The sequence below is a fragment of the Acaricomes phytoseiuli DSM 14247 genome, from assembly GCF_000376245.1.
Classification (GTDB): domain Bacteria; phylum Actinomycetota; class Actinomycetes; order Actinomycetales; family Micrococcaceae; genus Renibacterium; species Renibacterium phytoseiuli.
On sequence record NZ_AQXM01000043.1, the window covers coordinates 1 to 18,346 of the forward strand.

At 64.8% G+C, this 18,346-nt stretch carries 19 protein-coding genes and 1 pseudogene; 6 read left to right on the top strand and 14 right to left on the bottom strand.

The features are described 5' to 3' along the window. On the top strand, positions 1 to 209 hold a 209-nt coding region (locus tag C501_RS0102590), incomplete at its 5' end, for an integrase core domain-containing protein (protein ID WP_018134070.1). A gap of 136 nt (positions 210 to 345) precedes the next feature. On the opposite strand, the gene C501_RS0102595 is transcribed toward C501_RS0102590, so the two are convergent. Both C501_RS0102595 and serS read right to left on the bottom strand, forming a co-directional pair. Continuing rightward, entirely contained in the window at positions 346 to 1,209 is an 864-nt protein-coding gene (locus tag C501_RS0102595) for an HAD family hydrolase (RefSeq protein WP_018134071.1), read from the bottom strand. 94 nt (positions 1,210 to 1,303) lie between these two features. Further along, a complete protein-coding gene (serS, locus tag C501_RS0102600; RefSeq protein WP_018134072.1) occupies positions 1,304 to 2,599 on the bottom strand; it encodes a serine--tRNA ligase in 1,296 nt (431 codons plus the stop codon). A gap of 95 nt (positions 2,600 to 2,694) precedes the next feature. On the opposite strand from serS, the gene C501_RS0102605 reads away from it, so the two are divergent. Further along, positions 2,695 to 3,783 carry a diacylglycerol/lipid kinase family protein gene (locus C501_RS0102605; RefSeq protein WP_026174529.1) on the top strand — a complete coding sequence of 363 codons (1,089 nt, stop codon included), beginning with the start codon at positions 2,695 to 2,697 and terminating at the stop codon, positions 3,781 to 3,783. Positions 3,784 to 3,809: 26 nt separating this feature from the next. Here the strand turns inward: C501_RS0102605 and C501_RS0102610 are convergent, their stop codons facing one another. The 3 genes from C501_RS0102610 to C501_RS0102620 are packed head-to-tail and all read right to left on the bottom strand — an operon-like array spanning position 3,810 to position 5,356. After that, positions 3,810 to 4,004, bottom strand: coding sequence for a hypothetical protein (locus tag C501_RS0102610; protein ID WP_018134074.1), 195 nt, complete (start codon positions 4,002 to 4,004; stop codon positions 3,810 to 3,812). Between the two features lie 30 nt (positions 4,005 to 4,034). After that, the gene (gene pheA, locus C501_RS0102615; RefSeq protein ID WP_018134075.1) at positions 4,035 to 5,027 is read right to left on the bottom strand and encodes a prephenate dehydratase; all 993 of its coding nucleotides are present in this window, start codon (positions 5,025 to 5,027) and stop codon (positions 4,035 to 4,037) included. Positions 5,028 to 5,029: 2 nt separating this feature from the next. Further along, on the bottom strand, positions 5,030 to 5,356 hold the full coding sequence (locus C501_RS0102620; protein ID WP_026174530.1) for a rhodanese-like domain-containing protein: 327 nt from the start codon (positions 5,354 to 5,356) through the stop codon (positions 5,030 to 5,032). A gap of 137 nt (positions 5,357 to 5,493) precedes the next feature. Between C501_RS0102620 and C501_RS12240 the strand changes: the two are divergent. The 3 genes and pseudogenes from C501_RS12240 to C501_RS0102635 all read left to right on the top strand — a co-directional run bounded on the left by C501_RS12240 (position 5,494) and on the right by C501_RS0102635 (position 10,103). After that, a pseudogene (locus tag C501_RS12240) lies at positions 5,494 to 7,023 on the top strand (peptide MFS transporter). Positions 7,024 to 7,098: 75 nt separating this feature from the next. Next, on the top strand, positions 7,099 to 8,745 hold the full coding sequence (gene pgm, locus C501_RS0102630; protein WP_018134079.1) for a phosphoglucomutase (alpha-D-glucose-1,6-bisphosphate-dependent): 1,647 nt from the start codon (positions 7,099 to 7,101) through the stop codon (positions 8,743 to 8,745). A gap of 50 nt (positions 8,746 to 8,795) precedes the next feature. Then, entirely contained in the window at positions 8,796 to 10,103 is a 1,308-nt protein-coding gene (locus C501_RS0102635; RefSeq protein ID WP_018134080.1) for a uracil-xanthine permease family protein, read from the top strand. On the opposite strand, the gene C501_RS0102640 is transcribed toward C501_RS0102635, so the two are convergent. The 9 genes from C501_RS0102640 to C501_RS14845 all read right to left on the bottom strand — a co-directional run bounded on the left by C501_RS0102640 (position 10,089) and on the right by C501_RS14845 (position 17,104). Next, entirely contained in the window at positions 10,089 to 11,219 is a 1,131-nt protein-coding gene (locus tag C501_RS0102640; RefSeq protein WP_018134081.1) for a glycerate kinase, read from the bottom strand. The genes C501_RS0102635 and C501_RS0102640 overlap by 15 nt on opposite strands. Next, positions 11,219 to 12,019, bottom strand: a complete 801-nt coding sequence (locus C501_RS0102645; RefSeq protein ID WP_018134082.1) for a glycerophosphodiester phosphodiesterase family protein — start codon at positions 12,017 to 12,019, stop codon at positions 11,219 to 11,221. Before C501_RS0102645 ends, C501_RS0102640 begins: the two co-directional genes overlap by 1 nt. After that, positions 12,000 to 12,809, bottom strand: a complete 810-nt coding sequence (locus C501_RS0102650; protein ID WP_018134083.1) for an HAD family hydrolase — start codon at positions 12,807 to 12,809, stop codon at positions 12,000 to 12,002. Before C501_RS0102650 ends, C501_RS0102645 begins: the two co-directional genes overlap by 20 nt. Positions 12,810 to 12,875: 66 nt before the next feature. After that, positions 12,876 to 13,379 (bottom strand): YbhB/YbcL family Raf kinase inhibitor-like protein, encoded by a 504-nt coding sequence (locus tag C501_RS0102655; protein WP_018134084.1) that lies wholly within the window; start codon positions 13,377 to 13,379, stop codon positions 12,876 to 12,878. Between the two features lie 102 nt (positions 13,380 to 13,481). Beyond that, on the bottom strand, positions 13,482 to 14,411 hold the full coding sequence (locus C501_RS0102660; RefSeq protein ID WP_018134085.1) for a carbohydrate kinase family protein: 930 nt from the start codon (positions 14,409 to 14,411) through the stop codon (positions 13,482 to 13,484). A 63-nt stretch (positions 14,412 to 14,474) separates the two neighbouring features. Next, positions 14,475 to 15,455, bottom strand: a complete 981-nt coding sequence (gene pip, locus C501_RS0102665; RefSeq protein ID WP_018134086.1) for a prolyl aminopeptidase — start codon at positions 15,453 to 15,455, stop codon at positions 14,475 to 14,477. Between the two features lie 88 nt (positions 15,456 to 15,543). Further along, positions 15,544 to 16,335 carry an alpha/beta hydrolase gene (locus C501_RS0102670; RefSeq protein ID WP_018134087.1) on the bottom strand — a complete coding sequence of 264 codons (792 nt, stop codon included), beginning with the start codon at positions 16,333 to 16,335 and terminating at the stop codon, positions 15,544 to 15,546. A 13-nt stretch (positions 16,336 to 16,348) separates the two neighbouring features. Next, the gene (locus tag C501_RS14840; RefSeq protein ID WP_018134088.1) at positions 16,349 to 16,639 is read right to left on the bottom strand and encodes a type 1 glutamine amidotransferase family protein; all 291 of its coding nucleotides are present in this window, start codon (positions 16,637 to 16,639) and stop codon (positions 16,349 to 16,351) included. Between the two features lie 111 nt (positions 16,640 to 16,750). Further along, positions 16,751 to 17,104: a type 1 glutamine amidotransferase family protein gene (locus C501_RS14845; RefSeq protein WP_018134089.1), complete on the bottom strand. Its 354-nt coding sequence runs from the start codon at positions 17,102 to 17,104 to the stop codon at positions 16,751 to 16,753. A 101-nt stretch (positions 17,105 to 17,205) separates the two neighbouring features. On the opposite strand from C501_RS14845, the gene C501_RS0102680 reads away from it, so the two are divergent. Further along, positions 17,206 to 18,324, top strand: a complete 1,119-nt coding sequence (locus tag C501_RS0102680) for a GTP pyrophosphokinase (protein WP_018134090.1) — start codon at positions 17,206 to 17,208, stop codon at positions 18,322 to 18,324. Positions 18,325 to 18,346: the final 22 nt, after the last annotated feature.

Sequence of the window (18,346 nt, forward strand, 5' to 3'; positions counted from 1 at the left end):
CTGGCGATAACGCGAGCATGGAGAGTTTCTTCAGCCTGCTTCAGAAGAACGTGCTCAACACGAGATGCTGGAACACTCGCGCTGACCTCCGCCTCCCGATCGTTTCCTGGATCGAAACGAAGTACAACCGAAGACGCCGGCAACGCGGCCTCGGCAAACTCACTCCCGTAGAGTTTGAGACGATCTACACGGACGCGAAAGCGGCCTGATCACCCCAAACCCCAACTGTCAACCAAACCCGGGACAGACCCTTTAGGATCCCAGAAGATCGTGGACATCGGCCAACCATAGCCGTAATCCACTTCCAGACGGACTTCGGGTCGAGGATCCTCGAAAGGCCGGCCCTCAGAGCAGGCTGCGGAGTACATCGGATGCTCCGTCCTCGGCTACGCTGCCGGTGACTTCATCGGCGGCCTGCTGGACTTCCGGCGCGGCTTGCCCCATCGCGACGCCCCGGCCGGCCCAGGTGAGCATCTCCACATCGTTGAAGCCGTCGCCCACCGCCACGGTGTTCGCCGGCTCGATGCCCAGCTCGGCGCGCAGTTCTTCCAGCGCGGTGGCTTTGGTGACCCCCGCGGCGGCGATATCGAGCCACGACGACCAGCCCACCGAATACGTCACCCCGTGCAGCCCAATTAAGGCCACAGCAGCCTCGAACTCCTCCACCGGGACTTCCTGGCTGCGCACCACCACCCGGACCGCCTCGGCGTCGAGCAGTTCGTCGAACTCCACACTGCGCGCCTGGATCCCGAAGCTCGCGTCCTGAAAGCTGAGCGTGGAGAGGAAGCCGCCATCAGCGGTCTCCACCGCATACATCGCTCCCGGCAGTTCATCACGCAAGGCGCTCAACGCGGTGCGGGGAGAGAAAGTACGCTTGGCCAGCACCCGGTAGCCATCGGCTTGCTGCGGATCCCAAGCAACTGTCACACCACCATTGCTGCAGACCGCGAACCCGCCCTCCAGCCCGATCTGCCGGGCGATCGGCATGGTGGCACCGAGCGAACGGCCGGTCGCCAGGATGATCTCGTGCCCTGCCGCCACAGCAGCACGAGCGGCCTCGCGCACCGCCTCGGACATCGTGCCGTCGTGATCAACCAGGGTTCCATCGATATCGAGGGCGACCAGCCGGCGCGCCCGGCTGCGCTGCTCAGCGGCATCCCCGGTCGTATCGGTCGTCTCAGCCGATGCGTTCTGGTTCACGGTACTCATGCCTCCAATGAATCAGGCAAGGACGAAATGAGCGTCGCCTTCCGGCGATGGGGTTCGTGAATTGCCGGTGAATTTCGGACGAACCGGGACAGGACTACTGCTCAGGCTGTTCGGGCGCACGGCTAGCCAGAGGCTCCAGCCGTTCCAGTCCGCCCAGATAAGGCCGGATCTGCTCCGGGACCGTCACGCTGCCATCCGAGTTCTGGTGGTTCTCCAGGATCGCCACGATCCAGCGGGTCGTCGCGAGGGTCCCGTTGAGCGTGGCCAGCGGCCGCGTGGCTTTGGCGCCCGGCACCCGCTCCCGGATTCTCAGCCTCCGCGCCTGGTAGCCAGTGCAATTCGACGTAGAGGTGAGCTCTCGGTAACGGCCCTGGCTGGGAATCCAGGCCTCGCAGTCGAATTTCCGGGCTGCCGAGAGACCCAAATCGCCCGCTGCGGTATCGATCACCCGATACGGCACCTCGAGGCGCGCAAGCATCTCCTCTTCCCAGGCGAGCATCCGCTCATGCTCCGCGGCAGCTTCTGCCAGCGGAACATAGCTGAACATCTCGAGCTTATTGAACTGGTGCACCCGGATGATGCCTCGGGTGTCCTTTCCGGCTGAGCCCGCCTCACGCCGGTAGCACGAGGACCAGCCCGCGTAGCGCAGCGGGCCTTCGCTGAGGTCCAGGATCTCGTCCGCGTGGTAGCCGGCGAGCGCCACCTCCGAGGTTCCTACGAGGTACAGATCGTCTTTTTCCAGCCGGTAGATCTCATCGTCATGCTGTACATCGAAACCGGTGCCGGCCATGATCTCTGGGCGTACCAGGGTCGGGGTGATCATCGGGATGAACCCGTAGCGCACGGCTTGCTCCAGGGCCATGTTCAGCAGCGCGATCTCCAGCCGGGCCACCGGGCCGCGGAGGAAGCTGAACCGGCTGCCGGAGACTTTGGCCCCGCGGGCCATATCGATGCCGCCGATCAGCTCACCGAGCTGCAGGTGGTCCCGGGGTTCAGTCTCGAAAGTGCGCGGCGCGCCGACCTCTTTGAGCACGACGAAATCTTCTTCACCGCCGGCGGGAACGCCCTCTTCAATCAAGTTGGGGAAATCCCGCAGATACCCATCCAGCCGCTGCTGGGCAGTATCGGCCTCAGCGGAGGCCGCCTTGACCTGGGCCGCGAGGTCCTTGAGCCGGGCTAGCAGGGCCGGTTTCTCTTCAGCCGAGGCACCGGTGACTTCTTTGCCCAGAGCGTTCTGCTCGGCGCGCAGGGATTCAGCCGTAGTGATCTGCGAGCGGCGCTCGGCATCGGCGGAGATGATCGCCTCCACAGCACTGGCATCGGCACCCCTGGCCTGCTGGCTGGCGCGGTAACGATCCGGATTCTCGATAAGGTCTCTGACGTCGATCACCGTCTAAGCCTACCTGGCTGAATCCGGCTGGCTCTGCCTGTGTTCTGCTGGTGTCCCCTCTCAATACCGCATAACCCCGGTACAGTGAGAAGACTATGTCTCCGTCTCCTTGGGTGTGGACGCTCTCCGCGAGCGCCGCTGTCGGCGCTGTTCTGGTCAGCAGCTGGCGAGGCGTGCGCAGGCTGCGGGAACGGCATATGCGCAGCGCCGTGACCGAAGCTCCTCAGGCCGCTCCCCAGGGACCGCAACGGGTCGCGATGATCTTCAACCCGGTGAAGCCCCAGGTCGGCGAAGCGAAACGGCTCGTGCTCGAAGCCACCCAGCGCGCCGGCTGGCCGAAGCCTCTCTTCCTGGAGACCACGGCAGAGGACCCCGGTTCCAGTCAGACTCGGACAGCCCTGGATTGGGGTGCAGATCTGGTGCTGGCAGGCGGTGGGGACGGCACCGTCCGGGCCATTGCCGAAGTGCTCAAACATCAGAAGACGGCTATGGGCTTACTGCCTTTGGGTACGGGGAATCTGCTGGCCCGGAACCTGGAATTGGATGTCACCGACCTGGCCGGCTGCGTGCGCATCGCTTTATTCGGCCGTCAGCGGCCGATAGATACCGGAAGCATAGAGATCTTCAACGACGGCGCGGACGGTCGAGACGGTAGCAGTAACAGCCGGGATGATTCCGGCTCCCGGCATACTTTCCTAGTCATCGCGGGCATCGGCCTGGATGCGGAGATGGTGGAGTCCACCAATGATGGGCTCAAGCGTTCCGTCGGCTGGCTGGCGTACAGCGAAGCGGGCGTCCGGCGCCTGCCGGGCTTGCGGAAGAAAGTCTCTTTCGCCCTCGATGGCGGCGCCGAACAGCAACGCTGGGTGCGTTCGGTACTCTTCTGCAATTGCGGGCTGCTGCCCGGGGGCATCGACCTGGTCCCTGGGGCGCTGATCGACGATGGCGTTCTCGATGTGGTGGTGCTGAGTCCTCGGAGCATCCTCGGCTGGGCTGGCATGGCGATCAAAGTGCTCTTCCACTATCACCGCAATCTGCCCAGCATCGACTTCTACCGCACCCGCAATATCGTGGTCAGCAGCAGCAAGCCCCAGCAGACGCAGCTGGACGGGGATGCTATGGGCCCGGCAACCCGGGTGCGCGTCTCCGTAGAGCCCAAGGCTCTTTTCGTCCGCGTGCCCTAGGGTTACCGGGCCCAGCTCATTGGACTTTATTCGGCGTTCTGATCGCCGCTCTGCTGACGGATCAGCTCGTTCTCCTCGCTGAAGCGGAGATCATTCGCTTCATCGCCCCGGTCTTCCGGCTCTGCGGCTTCGGCATCATCGGCGACCTCATCCGCCGAGTAGCTGAGTTCCGGGTTGACGATCTTGCCATCTTCACTGCTGTCTTTTCCGATTGCCGGCATCGCGCACTCTCCTTCTGGTTCTCGCTAGGTCTAGCCCATGGTCTTTCGGGTTGATGGCGAGTCTAGCTCAGGCCGCAAGATGCCCTCCAGCCACTGACCAGCTGCGGCGAAAGCGGCATCGGTGGTGTGCTCCGGCACCCGCGGCGAATGCGCCTCGGCTCGCGGATAGGATCCGAGGAAGCGCAGCTGCGGACTGATCCGGTGCAAGGCTCGCAGCGCATCGGCGACCATGGCCTCCTTGATATGGCCTTCAGCGTCAACGCTGAAGAAGTAATGACCCAGGAACTGGCCGGTGGGCCGGGATTCGATACGGCTGAGATTCACGCCGCGGGCCGCGAACTGATCCAGGATCTCCATCAGCGCTCCTGGCCGGTCCTCGGGCAGCGGGATGCTGATCGTGGTTTTATCCGAACCACTCACCTCGGGAAGTATTCCCGGGCGGGCAACAAGAATGAAACGAGTTACTGCACCGAGAGTGTCTTCGATGCCCTCGGCCAGTATCTCCAGCCCCAGGGTCTCTGCTATGAGCCGTGAACTGATCGCCGCATCAAAGGCCGGGGCTTCGCCCAGCAGCTCATGCGCCGCCGCCGCCGTAGAAGTCGCCGGAGCATATTCTGCATCTGGCATATTTTTCTGAATCCATTGCCGGACTTGTGCCCAGGCGTGAGGATGCGTGCCGACCCGAGCCAGCTGATTCAAAGCACCCGCGCTGCCCGGAGCCGTCGCGAGAACGAAGCTCACCGGAACGATGACTTCCCGCACGATCCTCAGCTGCTGGCCTGTGGCAATGGCATCGAGCGTGGCCGAGACTCCGCCTTCCACTGAATTCTCAATCGGCAGCATCGCCGCATCCACTGCGCCGTCGCGAACCATCGTCAGTGCCGCGACAGCACTCTGGGCGGGTTCACGGCGCGCTGAAACAGCCCCGGGCACCTGCAGCAGTGCGGCTTCGGTGAATGTCCCTTCCGGGCCCAGATAAGCGTAGGAAGAATAGCTGTGCGGTGAGTGCAGTGAGGCCGGCATACTCACCGCACTTGCGGCGGAGCGCCGGTTTCCGAGACCATCGGCCGCTCCGCATCCTGCCAGGCGCCCATTCCGCCGGCGATATTGAACACCGAGTACCCCTGGGCTGCCAACCACTGCGAGGCTCGGAAGGAACGGCCCCCGGTCCGGCACAGAATATACGTATCCTGATCCGGATCGAGCTCAGCGAACCGGGCCGGCAGATGATCCAGGGGAATATGCAGCGCCCCCTCGATATGGCCTTCCGCCCATTCCTGATCTTTCCGCACGTCAAGGATCAGGGCACCCTCCGGAAGCTGGTCGAGGCTGACGGTCTCGAAATCGCTCATAGCGGTCAGCTTACCCTCCTCTGGCTCCGGAATCCGGCGGAGGGCCGGCAAAAAATCGCAGAAAATCAGCGCAAATCCAGGAAATCCAGTTCCTGGAGCTGAAAAAAGCTTGGACAGAACCGCTCGCCAGTGCAAGGATGCTGCGAGTGAGTACCTTATCTGGTGACCCCCGGCCCAGCGGTTCGCAGCAGAGCAACGATGCTCCAAGGCCGGTGGGGGAGCCGCTTCCAGGCGGCAAAACCTTCTTCGGCCATCCGGCTCCGCTGATCAATCTCTTCAGCATCGAGCTATGGGAGCGATTCTCGTTCTCCGGAATGCAGATCATCGCCACGTACTACATGTACTTTTCCCTGACCGATGGCGGGCTGGGTATTGACCGAGGCGTCGCCACGAGCCTCATCGGAGCCTACGGCGGCATGGTCTACCTCTCCACTATTCTGGGTGCCTGGGTGGCGGACCGCTTATGGGGCGGCGAACGCGTGCTGTTCTACAGCGGCGTGATGATCATGGTCGGGCACATCGCCCTCGCAGTGGTCCCCGGCATCCCCGGCTTGGCGATCGGCCTGATCCTGGTAGGCGTCGGCTCCGGCGGGCTCAAGGCGAACGCCACCGCCATCGTCGGAACGTTGTACGCTCCCGCCGATGTACGGCGGGATGCCGGTTTCTCGATCTTCTAAATGGGCATCAATATCGGTGCCTTCGCCGGCCCGCTGCTGACCGGCTTCGCCCGCGATCAGTGGGGCTTCCATGTCGCCTTCGGCGTGGCCGCGGTCGGCATGGCCCTGGGGTTGACCCAATACGCGCTGACCCGGAAGAGTCTTCCGGAAAATGCCCGCGTCGTGCCGAATCCGCTGCCGCGGAGCAAGTACCCTCTCGCGATCGGCATCAGCATCGCCTCTCTCGGAGTGATCGTTCTGCTGGTGGCCACGGGCATCGTCACCGCGGCGAATCTGGTCACCGTGATCATCTTCGCGGCGATCGTAGCAACCGTGGCCTACTTCGTGGTCATCCTGCGGAATCCGAAGGTCCAAGGGGTCGAGCGCTCCCGGGTGTACTCCTTCATTCCGATGTTTCTGGCGAGCGCCGCTTTCTGGTCGCTTTTCCAGCAGCAGTTCACGGTGTTCCCGGTGTACGCCGAAGAACGGTTGAACCGGAACTTCTTCGGCTGGGATTTCCTGCCGGAGTGGGTCGGCTCCATCAACCCGGTGTTCATCATCATCTTCGCGGGTGTTTTCGCGGCGCTGTGGACCAAGCTGGGCAACCGGCAGCCGAGTTCTCCGGTGAAGTTCTCGCTGGGCCTCGGCCTGATGGGCCTGGCGTTCTTAGGCTTCCTGCCTTTCGCGGGCGGAGCAGCCGGCAGCGTACCGCTGCTGGGCCTGGTCGGCATCCTGTTCCTCTTCACGATGGCCGAGCTCATGCTCAGCCCGGTGGGGCTCTCCCTGGCGACCAAGCTCGCTCCAGAAAGCTATCGGGCGCAGATGGTGGCGCTGTTCTTCCTGAGCATCTCCCTCGGCAGCGCCATCGCCGGGCAGCTCTCGACGCTCTACCATCCGGGCAGCTCCGAAGGAACGTACTTCACGGCGGTCGGCGGAACCGCGATCATCCTGGCCCTCGCCCTCGCCGCAGCGATCAAGCCGATCCGGAAGCTGATGGCCGGGGTGCACTGAGCACCGTGCACCGTGCACTGAGCGTGGAACCCGCTAAATCATGCTGAACGGCAGCGATAGTGGCATGCTTGAGCTATGGCTGACCGCGCGGGCGCCCCTGCCCTCCCCGAGGACCTTGTTGACCTGACCGAGCTCATCGGCGCTTACTACGATCTCTCGCCGGATCCGGCGGTCCCGGAGCAGCGGGTGGCCTTCGGTACCTCGGGGCATCGGGGAAGCAGCCTGAAGATCTCGTTCAACGAAGCGCATATCGCGGCGACGAGCCAGGCGATCGCGGATTACCGGCGTGCTCAAGGAATCACCGGGCCGCTGTATTTGGGCAAGGACACCCATGCACTCTCCGAGCCAGCGCATAACACCGCCCTAGAGGTTCTCGCCGCCAATGACGTAGCGGTCCTCGTGGACTCCAGAAACGACTACACGCCGACCCCGGCGATCAGCCTGGCGATCAGCGATCACAACCGGGGCCTTACCGCGGCAGATGGCCTGGCCGATGGCATCGTGGTCACGCCCTCGCACAATCCGCCGCAGGACGGCGGCTTCAAATACAACCCCCCGCATGGCGGACCCGCCGGATCGGAAGCCACCGCATGGATCGCGGATCGGGCCAATGAGCTCTTAGCCGCCGGGCTGGCAGGCGTGCGCCGGGTTCCGCTGACCCAAGCCCTCCAGCATGCCGGAAGCTTCGATTTCCTGGGCCAGTACGTGGACGCTCTGCCGCAGATCCTGGATCTGGAGGCGATCCGATCCTCCGGTGTGCGCATCGGGGCGGACCCTATGGGCGGGGCCTCGGTCAGTTACTGGGGGGAGATCGCGGCACGGCACAGACTGGAGCTGACCGTGATCAACCCCGTGATCGACCCGCAGTGGGCGTTCATGAACCTGGACTGGGACGGGAAGATCCGGATGGACCCCTCCTCCCCAGCGGTCATGTCCGCTCTGCTGGAGCACGCCGGCGCCTACGATGTGGCGGTCGCCAACGATGCGGATGCGGACCGGCACGGCATCGTCGCTCCGGATGCCGCAGGAACCCGCCGACTGCTCAATCCCAACCACTACTTGGCGGTGGCCATCGACTACCTCTACCAGCACCGGGAGAACTGGCCGGCCTCCGCGGCAGTGGGCAAGACCTTGGTCTCTTCGTCGATGATCGACCGGGTTACCGGGGCCCTGGACCGGCGGCTGCTGGAAGTGCCCGTGGGCTTCAAGTGGTTCGTGCCCGGGCTCAGCTCAGGTGACTGCGGCTTCGGCGGCGAGGAATCCGCCGGGGCATCATTCCTCCGGCGGGGCGGCTCGGTCTGGACCACGGACAAGGACGGCATCCTGCTGGCGCTGCTCGCCGCAGAGATCACCGCCGTCACCGGGAAGTCCCCTGCCATGCGCTATGAAGAACTCACCGAGCAGTTCGGCAACCCAGCGTATGCGCGCGTGGACGCCGCGGCCACCCCGGCGCAGAAGACCGCGCTCGGCAAGCTCTCCGCAACGGATATCACCGCGGATGCCCTCGCCGGTGAGCAGATCACCGCTAAGCTCACCCGTGCCCCCGGCAATGACGCGGCGATCGACGGCCTGAAAGTGACCACGGAGAACGCCTGGTTCGCGGCTCGACCCTCCGGCACCGAAGATGTCTATAAGATCTATGCTGAGTCTTTCCACGGTGCGGATCATCTGCGCCGGGTGCAGGACGAAGCCCGGGCTATCGTTGATGGAGTGCTCGGCTAGGCAGCTGACGAACACACGATTTCCCAGGAGAGTCATTGGCACAGCTCGGTATGCGCTGGACGGTTCACGGCGATGGCAGAACCATCAAGCCCGGTGAGGTCGTAGCACCGCAGGAGAGGCTGAGCTGGCCGCGGACCATAGGCATCGGCCTGCAGCATGTGATCGCGATGTTCGGGGCGACCTTCCTGGTCCCGCTGCTCACTGGCATGCCCCCTGCCACGACGCTGTTCTTCTCCGCCATCGGCACCCTGCTGTTCCTGGTGATCACGGCGGGTCGGGTGCCCTCGTACCTGGGCTCCTCTTTCGCTTTCATCGCCCCGATCACGGCGGCGCAGTCCAGCCAGGGCACCGCAGTGGCCCTCGGCGGCGTGCTGATGACCGGCGTCGCCCTGGCCGTGATCGGGCTCATCGTGCATCGCTGGGGTTCCGGCTGGATCAACCGGCTCATGCCACCGGTGGTCACCGGAACGATCGTGGCTCTGATCGGGCTCAATCTCGCCCCCGCGGCCAAGGAAAATTTCGATCAGGCCCCGCTGACCGCTGTGATCACCCTGCTCGTGATCATCCTGGCCACAGTGCTCTTCCGCGGCATCCTCGGCCGGTTATCGATTCTGGTCGGGGTGATCGCCGGCTACCTCGCCGCAGTGCTGCAGAGCGAAGTCGATTTCACGGCTATCGGCGAAGCCGCCTGGATAGGCTTGCCGGAGTTCCAGGCACCAGCCTTCAGCTGGGCGGCCTTCGGTCTCTTCTTACCCGTAGTGCTGGTTCTCGTGGCGGAGAATATCGGCCACGTGAAATCGGTGGCCTCGATGACCGGGGAGAACCTGGACCCGGTCGCAGACCGGGCGCTCTTCGCCGACGGCCTGGCCACCACTCTAGCCGGGGCCGGAGGCGGATCCGGTACCACCACCTATGCTGAGAACATCGGCGTCATGGCGGCCACCCGGGTCTATTCGACGGCGGCCTACTGGGTCGCCGGCTTCGGTGCGCTGCTGCTGAGCTTCTCACCGAAGTTCGGGGCGCTGATCGCCACCGTACCGGCCGGAGTTCTGGGCGGTGCCAGCACCGTGCTGTACGGGATGATCGGGATTCTCGGGGTGCGCATCTGGGTGCAGGCCAAGGCCGATTTCAGCAATCCGATCAACCTCATGACCGCTGCGGTGGCCCTGATCATCGGGATCGCCAATTACACCTGGGATATCGGTGAGCTGAGCTTCGCCGGAATAGCCCTGGGTACTGCCGCAGCGCTGCTGATCTACCATGGTATGCACGCCGTGGCCCGGCTGCGTCAGCCAGAACTCGAGGACGCGCCGATCCCATCAGATTCCAGCAATCCGAATCCGTCAAGCCCCCGTTAGCACCTCGGTTGTTGCCAGAGTCAGGTACCGGGCGGGTTCTGCGAGCGCGGCCTCGGCGGAACCGGCTGCTTCCGCCGCAGAAATAGCTGCGGTGAAACCGAAGGCCTCCAGTTCCTCGAGGGGCAGGGCGAGCTGCCCGGCCACCGCGATCACCGGCACCCCGTGTTCCCGGGCCGTCCTCGCCACCACTGCGGGAGCCTTGCCGCTCAAGGTCTGCTGATCCAGCCGGCCCTCTCCCGTGAGCACCAGATCCGCCCGGCTAATCCGCCCCGGCAACCCGGAAATCCGGGAGATCAGCTCCGCACCTGATTCGAGCTGCGCCCCGGTGCAGCTGATGAACCCGGCGGCTAAACCGCCCGCTGCCCCGGCTCCGGGCTGATCCGGGTCAACGCCCGTGGTCTCGCGCAGCAGTGAGGCGAAGTGCCGGATTCCGGCCTCGAGCTGTTCCACGCCATCAGCATCGGCACCTTTCTGCGCGGCGAAGACCCGGGCCGTCCCGGAAGGGCCGTAGAGCGGGTTCTGCACATCTGCGGCGAGCCGGATCGTCGTCTGCGCGAGCCGGGGATCCAGGCCGGAGAGGTCGATCGCGGCCGCTTCGACAAGCTGCCCCCCGCCCAACGGGATCAACGCCCCGTGCCGGTCAAGGACCTGCAGGCCGAGAGCTCTCAGCGCACCGCTGCCGGCATCGGTCATGGCCGAGCCGCCCAGGCCGAGCACGATCTCCCGGGCCCCGGCCTCGAGCGCAGCCGCGATCAGCTGCCCGACTCCGTAACTGTGCGCGCGCAGCGCATGCTCCGGAGTGCGCTCGGAGAGCATGAAGCCGCTGGCCTGGGCTACTTCGATCACCGCAATGGGATGGCCTGCCGCAGAGCGCTCCGGGCTGAGCGCCCAGGCAGCAGCGGTCGGCTTGAGAATCGGGCCGGTGACCGCGCTGATCCGCTCGTTGAAGCCCTCGGCGACGGCAGCCGCTACGGTTCCCTCACCGCCGTCCGCGATCGGCAGGATATCGAGCTCTGCTTCGGGGTACACCCGGTAGGCGCCCTCGGCCATTGCTGCGGCGGCTTCGGCGGCATCGAGGCTGCCTTTGAAAGCATCGGGAGCAATCAGAATCCTCATCAGCGCCAGTACCCTCGCTCTCGCATGACCTCGGCCAGAAGATCTGCCCGATCGGTCATGACTCCGTCCACCCCCAGGTCCAAGAACTCCTGCATCCGCAGTGGTTCATTGATAGTCCAGACGTGGACCTGGAGGCCCAGGCCATGCGCGCGTTTCAGGGTGCGCCGGGTGACCAGCCTGAGCCATCCGGCACTCGGCGGGACTTGCAGGCAATCGACGTCCCGCAGCAGCCGCTTCATCCAGCGGCGCGGCCACCAGGGCCCGAAGAGCACGAAGCAGGCCATCGCGCTGACCCCGGCCGAGGAAACCGCCGGCCGGCTCAGCCTGCGCAGCACCGCGCGGCGCCGGCGATCAGAGAATGACGCTACGCAGACTCGGTCATGGAGCCCCAGCTCCTCGATCAGCTCGGCCATCGGGGCGATGGCCTCCCGGCATTTGACGTCGAGATTGAACTTGGCTTCCGGCAGGGCGCTGACCAGTTCTGCCAGGGTCGGGATGCGCTCGCTTCCACCGATGCGCAGCCTGGAGAGTTCTTCGCTGCTGAGATCCGAGATCTTACCAGCGCTGCCGGTGGTGCGGGTCACGGTGGCGTCGTGGAAGACCACCGCGGTGCCATCGCTGGTGGCCCAGACATCAGCCTCCAGATGCTCGAAGCCGAGATCCGCGGCTGCCTGGAAAGCGCGCAGCGAATTTTCCCAGAGAGCGTCCTCCGGGGAAAATCCCCGATGCGCGAAAGCCAGCGGCACACCCGGGCCCCGGCTCGCGGAGAGATAAGGCAGCTCAGGCGGTGCGGCAGGCAAGGCGCTCCTCGATCACCTGGGCCACACCGTCGGCGGCGAAATCCGGGGCGTGCCAGGATGTCGCAGCGAGCGCGGCAGGGTGCCCATCGCCCATGGCATAGCCCCGGCCGGCCCAGCCCAGCATTTCGATGTCATTCGGCATATCTCCGAAGGCCACGACATCTGCCGCCGGGATTCCCCGGGAGCGAGCATATTCGGCGAGGGTTATGGCCTTGTTCACGCCGCACCTGGACATTTCCAGCAGGGCCACACCAGCGGCGGAATGTGTGGCCTTGACCCACTGAGTGATCGCGGGCCGCACCAGCTCCAGGAATTCATCCGCGGTTCCCTGGGGACTCTTGGCCAGGAACTTCAGGACCCCTGGCCCGCCGGCGAGGGATTCAGCCAGCGGGCGCGGTTCGATATCCCGTAACGCGGGGGGTGAACTCGCGGTCAGATACCCCGGTTCGAGGTAGAGGCCATCGAGAGTTTCGGCGGCGAAGGAAGCCAGCGGTTCCAGCCGGCGGATCGCCTGCTGTGCTGCGAGGAGATCCGGGACCGCCAGGCAGGATGAACTCAGCGCGCTTTCCGTCGCCAGATCGTAGACCAGGGCCCCGTTGGAGCAGATCACCGTGCCCTGATGGCCGATCTGCTCGCGCAGCGGGCCGAGCCAGCGCGGCGGCCGGCCGGTGACGAAGACTATCTCTATCCCCGCAGCACTGGCGGCGCGAAAGGCCTCGATGGTTCGCGAGCTGATCCTGCCATCGTGGGCCAGGATGGTCCCATCGATATCGCTCGCGATCAGCCTCATAGCTCCAAGCCTACCGGGCGGACCGCAGCGAGCAGAGCACAGCGAGCAGAATAGAACGAGTAGGGCTCAGAGCTCATAGTTTCCGGTGATCCGGGCCCGGGCGATGCCGTGGCTGAAGATCGTGAAACCCAGATAAGCGCAGGAGGCGTCTTCGGGAATATCGAGACTTTCGGTGTCCAGGGCATGCACCACCACCATGTACCGGTGCGGGCCGTGGCCTTCCGGCGGAGCGGCACCTACGTAACCGGGCATCCCGGCATCATTGCCCAGCGTGATCGCGGCTTCGGGCAACTCGGCGGAGCCGGGAGTGCCCGCACCTGCGGGGAGCGAGGTCACCGATGCCGGGATGTTGAAGACGGCCCAGTGCCAGAAACCGCTGGCCGTCGGGGCATCCGGGTCGAAGACGGTGACCGCGAAGCTCTTGGTCTCCGGAGGGAATCCGGACCAGCTCAGCTGCGGCGATTCATCGCTGCCGCCGGCGCCCATGACTCCGGAAGCCTGGGCTGCGGGCAGTGCCGCGCCATCCTGGAAAGTCTCACTGCGTACCTCGAACTCCGGTAGCCGGGGCATAACCGGTGCTGCATACGGGTCGTACTCGTTCACGGCGATCTCCTTGCTGCTGGTACTGGTTTGCTGGGTACTAGTCGTTGTCAGTGATGGGTCAGTGAAGGATCAGTGAAGGCTGGTTCTGGCAGTCAGTTCTGCACGGCGGGGCGGGTCGGCACCGGGGCGAGAGACGGTGATCGCTGCGGCGGCGGCCGCGTAGTCGAGCATCTCGGTGAGTTCTTCCCGGCTGATCCGGCGCAGCCGCTGCCGATGCTGGGCTCCGCTCAGGCCTCGTTCCGTGATGGCGAAGAGCAGCGCCGACATGAAGGAGTCCCCCGCGCCGACGGTATCCGCCACGTCGACGCGCGGAGCGGGCACTTCGGCCACCCCGGCCGCGGCAACGCCCCAGGGCCCTTGGGCACCCCGGGTCAGCACCACCATTGCCGGGCCTTCTGGCAGCTTCAGCCAGGCTTCGGCGGTCGCCTCCGGTTCACGATCCGGGTAGAGCCAGGCGAGGTCTTCATCAGAGGCCTTGACAATATCAGCGATGCGCACGAAGTATTCTGCACGCTCCCGGGCGAGCTCCCGGTCCGCGACGATGCTGGGGCGGCAGTTCGGGTCGTAGCTGATCAGAGCGTGCCCCCGGGCGGCTAAAACCGCGCCGTGAACTGTGGCCGCACCGGGATCGAGCATCGCGGCGATAGAGCCGGTATGCAGCAGGGTGGTCGCCTGGAACCGTTCCGGCTCGAGTTCCGGAAGCTGCCAGGCGAGATCGAACCGGTACGTGGCGGAGCCGTCTTCAGCCAGTTCCGCGGCAGCGATCGAGGTGGGCAGATGATCCGGCGGCAACGGCATCAGAACCGAATTCTCGCGCAGATGCGCCTCGATGAGCTGACCGTAATCATCCTGGCCGTAGCGGCCCAGGAACTCCACGGCCAGGCCCAGCCGGGCCAAGCCGACAGCGACGTTCATGGGGCTGCCCCCGACATGAGGTATCGGCTCACCGCCGGGGCGACGCACTTCATCGATCAGGGCCTCACCGATGACTGTCAGCATGTTCTCAGTCTACGGGCGCTTCCTGCACCAGGAACAATTCACCTGGGCAGTCAACGGGGGCAATCAAGGTGCCGCAGCGAACCGTTGTGCCGCAGCGAGCATCAGTTCCGTGCTGCGACGGTTCCCAGCGTGACCGGCCTCCGTGACGAGGTGCAGTTCTGCCTCGGGCCAAGCCCGGCTCAACTGCCAAGGCACATCGGCCGGGCTGCCGATATCCAGCCGACCGTGGATCAGCACTCCCGGGATTCCGGCCAGCCGCCAAGCCTGCTCCAAGAGCTGGCCTTCTGCCAACCAGGCTCCGTGGTGAAAGTAATGCGTGACGATGCGGGCGAACTGCATTCGGAAAGCGGGCTCTTGATAACGCGGCGATGGTTTCCAACCGGGCTCCAGGGAAAGCACAGCGTCCTCCCAGTCACACCAGGCTTGCGCTGCTTGAGCGCGCACGTGCGGATCCTCCTGGACATTGAGCAGATGGTGATAAGCCGCCACAAGATCCGCACGGGCCTCGGCGCCCATGACTCCGGTATCACTCTGCGATGCGAATTCAGCGAATTCCTGCCATTGCCGGGGGAAGAACCGGCCGGCCTCGTGGTAGAGCCAGTGCACATCGGAACGACGAGTGGTGGTCACCGAGATCAGGACCAGAGCGCGCACTCGCTCCGGGGACTGCTGGGCGTACGCCAGGGCCAGAGTCACCCCCCAGGAGCCGCCCCAGAGCACCCAGCGGCTGATCCCGAGGGCTTCCCGGAGCTGCTCGATATCGGCCAGCAGATGCGCGGTGGTATTCGCGGTCAGCGGTACCGCAGGATCTGCCGCGGAGGGCAGGCTGCGTCCGCACTGACGCTGATCCATCTGAACGATCCGGTACTGCTCCGGGTTCCATAGCCGGCGCTGGCCGGGGGTGCTGCCGGAGCCCGGGCCGCCGTGCAGGAGGAGCACGGGTGTTCCCTGCGGATTACCGCTGGTCTCCCAGTAGACCTGGTGGCCATCACCGGTATCCAGCAGCCCTGACCGGTCTGGTTCAAGCGGCGGATAAAGCTGCATGCTACTTGGCCCTTTCCGATGGCTCTATCACTGCCACTGCCGGATTCTTGGCGAGCCGGCTGATGTCACACTGTATCGTCATCATCGTTCAGGCCACCCTCCGGTCGTCCCGCAATGCGGTCAGAGCGAGCTCCCGGCAAATGGTCCAGGCCGGAGCAGCAGAGTCGATGAGGTCGAAATGATCGCCGGGGGCCGGGATCAGCTCGGCGGTGCCACCAGCAGCCTGAGCCGCCCGGACGTAATTCTCTGATAGCTCCCATGGCACATCCACGTCCGCCTCCGCATGAACGGCGAAGACCGGGCAGGCCGCAGGCACCAGCTGCAACGGGTCGGCTAACTGGTAGCGCCTGTCCGGAGCAGATCGGTCCTCGCTGCCGAGCAGATTCTCCACGGCATCGTGGCTCAGTCTCAACTCCCGCGCGCGGCCCAGATCCAGGAGCCCGGACTGACTGATCACAGCGATCACCCTGGCCTTCGAGCTCGACCATGACCCGGCAGCGGGATGGTCTGGCGGCAGCACCGGACGCGATACCGCCCAGCTGGCTAAATGGCCGCCCGCCGAATGGCCTATGAGCACCACTGGTGCGCCCTCAGGCAGAAGACCGGCAAGGAAATCGATACCGGCGGCCACATCGGCGAAGGTCTGCGGCCACCCACCGCCGTCTGCGCCGGCACGCCGGTATTCCAGGTTCCAGGCCGGCACCCCGTGCGCGGCCAGATCACGGGCTAGCGGCCGGCCCAGCGAGGCATCGTAAGCATCCCGCCAGTAGCCGCCGTGGATGACCACCGCCGCCCCGGGCACCCTCTGCTCAGCAGGCTGGTAAAGCTCCCCGTGCTGGCTGCCATGATCGCCGTATTGAAGCGTCCGGATGGCTGTCATCGCTAGTTCCTCATCACTGCCGGTACAACTCAACGAAATTGTGCAGGATCCGCCCCGGCTCACGGACCTTGCCGCCCTGCTCCTGTAAGGCCTCGCGGACCGCGGCATATTCTTCAGCCGGAAAATACCCGTGGTGCCGGTACGCTTCGATCCGCAACAGCAGCCCTTCGATATCCAGCTCGGGGTGGAACTGAGTGGCATAGACATTGGCGCCGATTCGGAACATCTGCACGGGGCACTGCGCCGAGGAGGCTAGCAGCACGGCATCCTCGGGGAGTGCGGAGCAGGCTTCCTTGTGCCCCACGAAGGCCCAGAACCGGTCAGCGAGCCCTATGAATAGTGGGTCCAGGCGGCCCTGTGGGCTCAGCTCGATCGAGGCCGCGCCGGCTTCTTCCCCGTACTGCCGATCGATCGTTCAGCCCGCTAGCTTCCCCAGAATCCCCACCCCGTAGCACGCGCCCAGAAAGGGGAAGTCCTGCACGATAACCCGTTCCAGCAACTCGGCCAGCTCGGCTTCGACCCGCTGCTGCACCGCTGATTTATCCTCAGCGCGGTCTGAGGCGTTGAAGGGGCTGCCGCCCAGGATGATGCCGGAGAACTCATCAAGATCCAGTTCCGGCAGCGGCTCCTGGTCTAGACGGTGCCAGCGAAAATCTCGGGCCACGCCCATCATGCCCCCGCCCAGCCCGGCATACCGGGCGAAGGCTTCGGCCTCCTGGGCGGCAATCTCCGTTTCCGCCCGGGTCGAGAGGAATAAGAACGGCTTCATCTCTAGATCCTACAAAGCAATCCTGCGGTAGCGGATGCTAGGCTGCGCTGGGCAGTGCCGTGACAAGCACTGTGACATCACTGCACGATGAAAGGGGGGCCATGACCAGCAACTGGGAGCGCCTGGACGAAAGACTTCGGCCCGCCGTCGCTGCGAGCGTAGAGGAGTACCGCCGGGTGCGGTCCGCTCTGGAGGCCGTCACCGCGCAGATGGAGCAGACTCTGCGGGGGATCTTCGCCGATACCCAGCATCAACCGCTGTTCTTCTCCAGCCGTACCAAAAGCATCGAATCCTTCCGGGAGAAAGCCTCGCGCACCTTGGATTCGGACGGCTCGCCGGTGCTGCAGTTCCCGGACCCGCTCAGGAACTTGAGCGATCTGGTGGGAGTGAGGATCATCACCACTCTGCCGAGCGATAACGCCGCTGCGGCGAACCTGATCAAACGGCAGCGGTCAGTCTTTGACTGTCGCGGCGACCGGGAAAAAGACATCGGCTCCATCGAGTCCGGCACCTACGGCTACTCCAGCCGTCACCTGATCCTGCGAACCATCCAGAACGACGCGGTCCGGGCGTACCAGGAAGTCATCGATCCGGGTGCGAAAGCCTCCGGAAGCCTGTTCTTCGAATGCCAGATCCGCACTATCTTCGCACATGCCTGGAGCGAGATCGAGCACGATATCCGATTCAAGCCCACTGGCCGGCGCGCCTGGAGCCCCTATTTCGATCGGCAGTTCACGGCCACCGCAGCCATGCTCGAATCTGTCGAATCGGCGTTCTCCGAACTGCATGACCGCCATGAGACGCTGACCAGCTACTGGGATGAAGAAAGCGAGGGCAGAACTCTTTTGACCCCGGAACGGATCAAGGAGATCTGGCGGAATCTGCTGCCCCATGTGGATCGTAAAAGCGATGATGACTGGAGGTGGGTCACAGAACTGCTCGGCGCACATGGGCTGACCCGGACCATCGATCTGGCCGGGCTGCTGCAGTCCGAGTCGATCTCTCATGTGCGCAAAGCCCTAGATCACCGCTATTCACCGGGCCCGGATCGCTTACTGGACGATCTACTGCTGTGGCGCTACGGGCCTGCCCATATCGAGCTCACCGCCCGGACCGACGATCACCGCCGGGAGAGTTTGCAGCGCCGCTGGCGGCAGATGCTCAGCTACCGGGCCCGGAGCGGGCTCAAGGAGCAGAACGCCAGGGAGTTAGAGCACTAGAAACTGGTCTCGGCAGAAATTG